Source organism: uncultured Desulfovibrio sp., assembly GCF_949282365.1.
Classification (GTDB): Bacteria; Desulfobacterota; Desulfovibrionia; order Desulfovibrionales; family Desulfovibrionaceae; genus Desulfovibrio.
In genome coordinates this window covers 1-8,388 of record NZ_CASDOY010000066.1, presented here as the reverse complement: position 1 = coordinate 8,388, position 8,388 = coordinate 1, and the positions used below count along the sequence as shown (strand labels likewise).

General features: G+C 69.8%; 8 protein-coding genes. 1 reads left to right on the top strand and 7 read right to left on the bottom strand.

Features of this window, described 5'->3' with window-relative positions; translation table 11 throughout:
• Positions 1-85: 85 nt before the first annotated feature.
• Entirely contained in the window at positions 86-946 is an 861-nt protein-coding gene (locus tag Q1X76_RS09540; RefSeq protein WP_300719565.1) for a M48 family metallopeptidase, read from the bottom strand.
• A gap of 248 nt (positions 947-1,194) precedes the next feature.
• On the opposite strand from Q1X76_RS09540, the gene rbr reads away from it, so the two are divergent.
• Complete coding sequence (gene rbr / locus Q1X76_RS09535; RefSeq protein ID WP_300719564.1) at positions 1,195-1,770, top strand: rubrerythrin; 576 nt, start codon at positions 1,195-1,197, stop codon at positions 1,768-1,770.
• A gap of 390 nt (positions 1,771-2,160) precedes the next feature.
• Here the strand turns inward: rbr and Q1X76_RS09530 are convergent, their stop codons facing one another.
• From Q1X76_RS09530 to Q1X76_RS09505, 6 genes are all read right to left on the bottom strand, one after another.
• On the bottom strand, positions 2,161-2,736 hold the full coding sequence (locus Q1X76_RS09530) for a hypothetical protein (RefSeq protein ID WP_300719563.1): 576 nt from the start codon (positions 2,734-2,736) through the stop codon (positions 2,161-2,163).
• Positions 2,736-3,194: a GNAT family N-acetyltransferase gene (locus Q1X76_RS09525; protein WP_300719562.1), complete on the bottom strand. Its 459-nt coding sequence runs from the start codon at positions 3,192-3,194 to the stop codon at positions 2,736-2,738. Before Q1X76_RS09525 ends, Q1X76_RS09530 begins: the two co-directional genes overlap by 1 nt.
• A gap of 14 nt (positions 3,195-3,208) precedes the next feature.
• Positions 3,209-5,314, bottom strand: coding sequence for a hypothetical protein (locus tag Q1X76_RS09520; RefSeq protein ID WP_300719561.1), 2,106 nt, complete (start codon positions 5,312-5,314; stop codon positions 3,209-3,211).
• Complete coding sequence (locus Q1X76_RS09515) at positions 5,305-6,102, bottom strand: hypothetical protein (RefSeq protein ID WP_300719560.1); 798 nt, start codon at positions 6,100-6,102, stop codon at positions 5,305-5,307. Before Q1X76_RS09515 ends, Q1X76_RS09520 begins: the two co-directional genes overlap by 10 nt.
• Position 6,103: 1 nt before the next feature.
• Positions 6,104-7,585, bottom strand: coding sequence for a hypothetical protein (locus Q1X76_RS09510; protein WP_300719559.1), 1,482 nt, complete (start codon positions 7,583-7,585; stop codon positions 6,104-6,106).
• A gap of 68 nt (positions 7,586-7,653) precedes the next feature.
• Entirely contained in the window at positions 7,654-8,247 is a 594-nt protein-coding gene (locus tag Q1X76_RS09505) for a hypothetical protein (RefSeq protein WP_300719557.1), read from the bottom strand.
• Positions 8,248-8,388 lie beyond the last annotated feature (141 nt).

Genomic DNA, 8,388 nt, shown 5'->3' with positions numbered 1-8,388 from the left:
GTCTGCTCGTCCGCGTCCGGACCGGCCGCAGGCGGACGCCGCGCACAGCGGCCTGCATGCAGCCCTGGCGCCCGCAGCGGCCTCCTCAGCGGGGCGGCGTCCCGGGCCGGGCCCAGGGCGGCAGATCGCGCCAGAAAAGGCCCAGGGCCCGTTCGCGCGCCCGCCAGTCCGGGGAGAAGCGGGCCAGCTCCGCATGATAGGCGGGGGAGTGGTCCATGTGGCGCAGATGGCAGAGTTCGTGCCAGCACAGATGTTCCAGCAGGGGCGGGGGCAGCAGGACGGCGCGCCAGTTGAGATTGATGCTGCCGCCGTCGCGGCGGCTGCAACTGCCCCAGCGGCTGCGCTGGTCCCGGATGCTGATATGGGCGAGGCTGAAGCCGCCCTGCCGGGCCAGGGACAGCAAAAAGGGCGGCAGCAGGCTTTCGGCCTGGCGGCGGCACCAGCGGCGCAGCAGCAGGGCCGCGTCTTCCGGCGTATCGGCGGCATGGAGCAGCAGCTCATGCCCGTGCACCAGCGCCAGCAGACGCTTGCCGCCCGCGCGCAGCAGCAGGGGGGCTTCGGGGCTGGACATGGCCCGGCGGCGTCCTTCCGCCAGCGTCCCCGCGCGACGCACGCGCAGACTGTCATGGCGCAGGGGCAGGTCCAGCTGGTGCGGCAGCTCGGGCGGGGGCGCCGGCGTGCAGGCGGGGAGCTTTTTTTCCAGCCAGGGCAGGAAGGCGGCCAGCAGGGCCGGCAGCTCCCGCGGCGCCAGGCCGGCCGGTACGGTCAGGAGCAGAGCGCCCCCGGGGGCAAGGCGCAGGCGCAGGCGCCGGGCCCGCGCCGAGGATACAAGGCGCGCCGCATGACGGCTGCCGTCGGCAAGGGTGAAGATGACCTGGTCTTCTTCCGGCAGGATGGTCACGGGTACGGAGGGGACGGGAGAGGAGAGCATGGCGGAGTTTGCCACAGCCTGCAGCGCGAGTAAACCGGTCTTATATTAAAATAACATTATTTTCAATATGTTATTCTAAAGATGCTTGTTTTTTTGTCCGCCCGGGGCTATGGAGGGACGAGGCAGCCCGATATTTTTTCGGGGAAATGGAAAAAAGTGCTTGCTTTTGCTAATAGGATTTATTATTAAAAACTCAACAAGGACGAAACAGGACATCCTCAAAAACAAGCACATCAACAGAGCCACGGCTCGGGAGACAGCATATGAAATCCCTCAAAGGTACCCAGACCGAGAAGAACATCCTGACCGCTTTCGCCGGTGAATCTCAGGCCCGCAACCGTTACGACTTCTTTGCTGCCAAGGCCAAAAGCGACGGCTACGTCCTGGTGCGCGACATCTTCCAGGAGACCGCCCTGCAGGAAAAGGAACACGCCAAGCGTCTGTTCAAGTTCCTGGAAGGCGGCGATGTGGAGATCGCGGGCGCTTTCCCCGCCGGCATCATCGGCGCCACCGAAGCCAACCTGCTGGCTTCCGCCGCGGGTGAGAACCACGAACACACCGAAATGTATCCTTCCTTCGCCGCTGTGGCCGAAAAGGAAGGTTTTGCCGAGATCGCTGCCGTGATGCGCAGCATCGCCGTGGCCGAAGCCTACCACGAAAAGCGCTTCCTGGCCCTGGCCCGCGACATCAAGGAAGGCCGCATGTTCATGCGTGAAAAGGCCACCGTGTGGCGCTGCCGCAACTGCGGCTGCCTGGTGGAAGGCACCCACGCCCCCGACCTGTGCCCGGCCTGTGCCCATCCCCAGGCCCACTTTGAGGAGCTGAACTACACCTTCTAGGACTGTTCCCCGACACAGCCTGCCCGCTGCAGTACGGATACAGGGGCCGTGGCCGCATGCCGCGGCCCTTTTCCTTTGTGGCCGTCCGCCGCGTGCCGTCCGCCGCACATCCACGCTCGCCGTTCGCTGCCGCGTGCTTCTCGTCGCCGCACAGCAAAAAAAAGACCGCCTGCATGCAGGCGGTCTTTCACTTTGTCGGCAAGGCAGTGATCCGGGAGGCGGCCTGGGCGCGGGGACCGTCGCGGGGCGGGCGTCCCGCCCGCTGCCGTATCCGCATTGGGGCGTGTGGCCGCCATCCTCGGCCTGTTCGGGGAAGGCTCATCCCTGCCGTGGGCGCGGCCGGGACGCCCCTTTTTCGGGACAGGTGTGCCCCCGCTGCCCGGCGGGCCGTCAGGGCAGGCGCGGGCCCTGGCCCGAAAAGAGGTCGAAATTGTTGCCCAGGCGACCGGCGCTGTTGAGCAGGGTCCTGCCCAGACCCAGATAGTCCGTGGCGGCTTTTTCACGCAGCCGGCGTTCCCGGGCCTGGGAGCCCTGGGCGGCGTTGCGCTGGTTCCAGGCCTGAACCTCCTGGTTGTAGGCCGCACGTTCGCCCTGTTCTTCAAGGGCGAGCGCGTCCAGCTCGCCCTTTTCCCGCAGGTCCAGCAGGCTGTCCAGATGGCTGCCGCTGTCGATCTGCGCGCCGGAGGCCCCGGCCTGGGCCCGCTGCCTGCCCAGCAGCAGGGCCGTCTCCTGCCGCTTGCGCACGGCCTGGTCATGGCTGTCGGCCCGGGTCTGCCGGGCCTCGTCCTCGGCCATGCGGGCGTTCTCCTCCGCTATCCGGCTGTTGCGGCGGGCCATGTCGGCGGCGAATTCCGCCTGTTTGCGCTGCTCCTCCTGACGGCTGACGGCGCTCCAGGCGCCCACGGCGGTACCGGCAAGGGTCACGGCGGCCCCCAGCAGGGCCGCGGTGCTGCTGGCCACGGCCATCAGCGCAGCTCCTTGTGCCAGACGCTCTCCGTCCGCCGCGCTCCCAGCCGCCGGTAGAGGGCGTCGCAGGGGCGGGAGGCCGGGGAACTGTACTGGATCACGTCCGCGCCGCGTTCCCTGAGCCCGGCCTCGGCCGTGCGCAGCAGGCGCAGCGCCGTCAGGCCCTTGCGGGCGGCCGGCGCCAGATAGAGGCCGTCCAGGGCCGCCAGGCGCTTGCCCGGGCGGTGCGGGCAGTCCGTCAGGGTGAAGGCCGCATAGCCCTGCAGGCGGCCGCCGTCATCCCGGGCCGCCACCAGATGCAGCATGCCCAGCCGCTCCCAGCAGGCATAGCGCCGGCGGTCCAGAGCGTAGGTCTGCGGGCCGTGCAGGGCGGCCTCGCTCTCGTCCCAGTGGGCCTGCAGCAGGGGGGCCACCTCGGGCAGCAGGCCGGCAAGAGATTCACGGGTACAGTGGATCATGGGCGCTCCTTGGTTCAGATCTCGGCAAATTCCACGTCCAGGCTGAGGGCCAGCAGGTGGAAGGGCAGGGGCCGTTCCTGCACCAGCCAGAGGCTGGCCGTGGGGCTGTGGCCGCCGGCGGGCAAAAAGTCCACGTCGCCGCTGAAGGGCTGACAGGCCTCGCCCCAGCGCAGGGGCAGGAAGGGGATATCGTACAGTTCGTCGCGGCTGCTGCCGTAGCGGCCGCCCACGCTGCGGTAGAGGCGCAGGCAGCAGCGCCCCAGCGCCCGGCGGCGGCCCAGGGTGCTGCCGCTCTCGCCGTCGCCTTCCACCGGCAGGGGCGAGAGGACCGAGGTATAGGGCAGGCCCGCCTGCACCGTCCGGGCGGGAAAGGGCAGGCGGATGCGCCCGTCCCGCACGATGCAGCCTTCCACGGGGCTGCCGTCCGCCAGCACGGCCAGTTCCCGCCCCTCCAGATGCCCGAGGCCGTCCACCGTGGCAGCGGCTTCCTCCCGGCGGCAGCTCAGGCCGCAATCCACGAAAAAGGCCTCCTCCACCGGGGCGCCGTCCTGCCACTGGGGCGCCAGCCGCTCCAGGAAACAGCCCTCCTTGCCGTCCGCGTCCCGGCGGCGGACCAGCAGCAGGAGCTCGTCGCGGTCCTGGCCGGAGACGGCGCAGACGGACAGGACCTCGCCGTCCGTGGGATGGCGGCTCCAGCCCCAGATATCGTGTTCCTTGAGATAGGTCAGGGCCAGCAGCAGACCGTCGTCGCGCACGATCCAGAGCACGGAGCCCGGCGTCTGCTGGTAGGCCCACTGGCGCAGGCGGTGGCCTTCGAAGAGGTGCGGGGCCAGGATGGAAAGATCGTTGCCCGCGTAGCCGTCCTTCTCCAGGGAGTAGAACAGGTCGCGCACATGGGCGCCGTGGCGTTGCACATGCAGGATGGCATTGCCGATGATGATGGGCGCAAGGCCCGCGCTGCCCCAATAGGACTGGGCCGTGATGGTGATGCTGCCGGGCGTGATGGCGCCGCCGTTGCCGCCGGCCTTGTATTCGCTGCCCGAGGTGCCCAGCAGCAGGTCGCCGAAGCTGGCCGCCCAGGCGATGGCGTCGATGGAGCCGGAAGCGATGAGGTATTCCACCGGGTCGTCGTCCTGCAGGGGACGGGATTTGCGGAAGTTCTCGAAATCCCCGCTGCGCGAAAGGTAGAAGGCCTGCGGATTGTCGCGCGTGCCCGCCAGGACCATGCGCTGCTGGTGGAAGGCCACCACGGCGGGATTGTTGCCGCCGGCGAAGGGGTCCCAGTCCTCGCGCGGGGTGTCGGCCGTGTCGGCCTGATAGTTGTTGTCCGTGAACGTCGTGGTGCTGCTGACGCCGATGAAGCCGTAATAGCCGGCCTCCTCGCGGTAGATGTTGTATTCCGCGGCCCCGTCCACCGCTGTCCAGGAGAGGTCCGTGCGGTTGCCCACCACCCAGTCGGAGGGGTGCTTGCCCTCGCAGCTGCCCGCCTCCGAGGCCAGGGACTGCCTGCCGTCGGCATCCACGGCCACCACCTTGTAGCGCAGGACATGGCCCAGCCCGGCGTCATCGTCGTTGACGCCGCGCACGAAGCTGCAGACAGGGGCCCGGGGCGCGGGCAGGCTGCTGTTGAAGGCCACGGCTTCCAGGCTCCAGCGATAGCCGTGGCTGCGGACGGTACAGGCGGGCAGGGCGGCCCCGGGATCGCTGTCCGTGCTGCGCACCAGCTTGTGCAGGGGGTAGGCCGCATGGGCCAGATAGACGGTATCCCCCACCTGGGCGGCGCAGATCTCCAGCAGATGCCGGGACTCGTAGGGCGTGGGCAGCGGCGCGTCCGCCTGCGGATCGAAGCCGCGGCTGTCGGCGATGCGCAGGGCCCTGCCGGTCAGGACCAGGACGAAGTTCTGTTCCGCCAGGGCATTGAAGCTGAAGGGCAAGAGCACGGCCGCCTCGTCCAGGCGCCCCAGGAAAAGGGTGCCGGGGCGGCGGCGCACGTCGCCGTGCAGGCCGGGCAGCATGTTTTCCATGCACTGTACGGAACTGCCGTACCGGGAAAGGTCATACCGGGCGGACAGGAGGGGCGAGACCTCGCCGCCGGTGAAGTTGTGCAGGGCTATGCGCACGGGAGTTCCTCCCACTGCCACAGGCCTGCCGTGCCGGGATGCCGGACGCAGGCGGGCATGTCGGCCCTGGCCAGCCAGAGCTTGCCTTCATGGCTGTAGCAGCAGCCGTTCCGCACATCCATGCCGCAGAGGAAGGGGTAGGGATGGTCCCGGCTGCCGTCCGCTCCCGCGCCGTCCGCCGGGGCCGCGGACAGGGGGCGGTAGACGGCCTGCATGCCGTCCGGGTCCGGGGGCTGGGCTTCGAGGGCCGTCACCGCCTGCATGACTTCGTAGACGATGCCCTCGTGGACGAGGCGGCGGCCCTGCGCGTAGGTCTCCCCGGCGGTCCATGCCGCGAACAGCCCGGCTTTGGCGAAGGTGGCGAACTCGTCCGGGCTGAACGCCAGGCTCTGGACCATCTCGGCCTGCATCCGGGCCGTGAGGATGGCGGAGGACAGGGCCCGGGCCTCGGCCCCCTCCTGACCGGCCGGCTCGCGGGCCTCCAGGTTTGCCGGCACATCGAACGCTTCCCCGGCGGCAGCGGCGCCGGCGGCCAGCCGCTCTTTCTCCGCCTGCCACAGGGCCACGAAGGGGGCCACGCGCCCGCTGTAGTCCGCTATGCCCAGCATCTCGTTGGGCTGGCCGTCGCCGGGCTCCACATGGCCCGCGCCGTCATGCCATTGCAGGGCGTGGAAGGCGCTCTGCGCGCCGCCTCCCGCCGCGTCGTTTTTGAGGCTGTGGAGGAACAGGGCTTCCCCGTCCACGCTGATGAGGCCGTCGGACGGGATGACGGTGACATGCTGTTTCATCTTAGACCACCTTCATAAAGTAGTTCATGGCGATATGCGGGTCCGTATGCGTGCCGGAAGTGGTGCCGGACAGGGGGTGCGTGTGGGAGCCCCCGCCGCCGGTGGCATTCGTGTTGAATGTCCAGGCCGCGCCGCTGCGCATGTTCTTGTCCTGGCTGGCCCCGTAGAACTCGGGTGTCAGACCGGCGCACTCCACGCTGTGGCTGTGGCTGGGCATCTGCGCGGTACTCAATGTCGTGGCCCCGGTGCTGCCCGACAGCGTGACCGAGATCTCCTCGCTGCCGCCCTTCGTGCCTTCCGCTTCGGCTGCGCTGGCACCGCGGACATAGCGGCCGCGGATGTCCGGCACGTTGCCGCCCTTGCCGTCGCTGCCGCCGTCGCAGAGTATCCACTCCTCGCGCGCCGTCTCCTCCCCGGGCAGGATGGCCCGCCGCCCGTCGCTGCCGCCCAGGCCCGCGCCCCGGACGGGGACGGGCACGAAGGGCGGGAACATGTCCCAGCAATCGGGGCGCGGCACCCAGCTCGCGTCCAGTGTGCCGTCGGCTCCGGCCTGCGGCACGGCATCGGCCCTGGCCGTGGTGCTGGCCAGCACGCTGCCGCGTTGCGTGGCCGTGGCGGCGCGCACCTTCAAGCTGCCGTCGGAGCCCAGCACGAGCCCGTCAGCATCGCCGGTCCGGGGCATGACGCTGCCCGGACTGGTGGCCGTGGCGAGGGCCGCCCCACCGGGATCGCCCCTGGGGACGGCAAGGTGCAGGATGCCGGTCTCCGGGTCATAGTCGCCGCTGGCGGGTCGGCCGGGATCGAGCGTGGCCACCTCCACCTGCAGCCCCAGGATGGCCGCGGCGCTGCCGGCGGCCCTGTCCTCGCTCTCTGCCGCGGCCTCCGCGCTCTGGCGGGCTGCCATGGCATTTTGGGAGGCGGCCTGTTCACTGCCGGCGGCGGCGACGGCGGCAGCAGCGGCATCCTGCGCGCTCTGACGCGCGTTTTCCGCCTGCCGGGTCGAACTCTCTGCATTGCTTTGCGCCGCTGCGGCGCTGGCCTGGGCGTTTTTCTCGGCCTGCAGCAATTGTTCAGCCATCTTGACGGGCTGCTGTTCACTGGTGGCGGGCAGGATGACGGCCCGCCGCAGCTGTTCCAGCAGCTGCTGGCGTTCGGCGGTGGCCCTGTCCAGGCCCGTCTCGATGACCTCGGCATCGAAGCGCGTCCCGGACACGAGGTCGATCTGCTGTTCAAAGGGCATGTTGCGGGTGATGGCCAGTTTCCAGCCTGCGGGCAGGGGCGCGCCCTCGTGCAGATAGCTCACGCTGCCGCCGTCGCCGCTGAGGCGGGCGCTCCAGCCGCTGGCCGGACGGCTGCTGCCGTCGGGACCGGTCAGGGTGACGGACAGCTGTTCCGCGCTCCAGACTTTGAAGGAAAAAGGGAATTCCGTGGCCGTGCCGTTGCCTTCGAACAGGGCGCGGCCGGGACTGTAGGGCATGGTCATGCGTTCTCCCGGAAAGGGGCGGACAGGCCGCCGCAAGACAGGTGATACGGGCGCGGAGCGGAGGGCCGCTAGCGGCAGCGCAGCCAGCTGTCGGCCAGGGGCAGGGCCCTGCGCTCGCTGGCATCGGACTGGCGGGCCTGGGGCAGACTGGCGCTGTAGAGCTGCTCCAGTTCCGCGATCTTCTGGCTGTTGCTCTTGAGCAGCGGCGCGGCCAGCAGGCAGGCCAGCTTGCGGGCCAGCATGTGGGCGAAAAGATCGTCGAACTGGTGGCAGTGGCGCACGTCCTCCGTATAGAGCAGCAGGGCCCGGCTGGCGGAGGTGAGCAGGACGGTGCCGTCGCTGCCGGGATCGCGGGCCAGACAGAAGGGCCGGGGCAGCAGGCCCTCGTGCCGGACTTCATGGGCCTTGAGGCAGTTTTCCGGCAGGGCGTAGGCAAAGCGGTATTCTTGCTCGAAACCCGCGGGCAGGGCCACACGGGCCAGCCAGGCCCGGCGCTGGGCGAAGGCCCAGGGATAGTCCCGCAGGGCCTGCCGCCGGGCGCTGTCCCAGTACAGGCGGCATTGCAGGGCCTCGGGCGTGTTCTCGTCCTCGGCGGCGATGGTGCGTCCGCCCAAAAAGCCCAGGGCCCGGTTCCAGATGGCGATCTGGGTCAGGGTGTCCATGCGTCCTCCTCTGGTTGTGCGGAGCGGGAAGGAGCGTGCGCTCCCTCCCGTCCCGCGGTCATGCGTGTGGCGGCGCGGGGGCGGATGGCGCCGCGGGGCGCCGCCGTTGCGGCAGGGGCGGCGATGGGCCGGCGGTCCCGG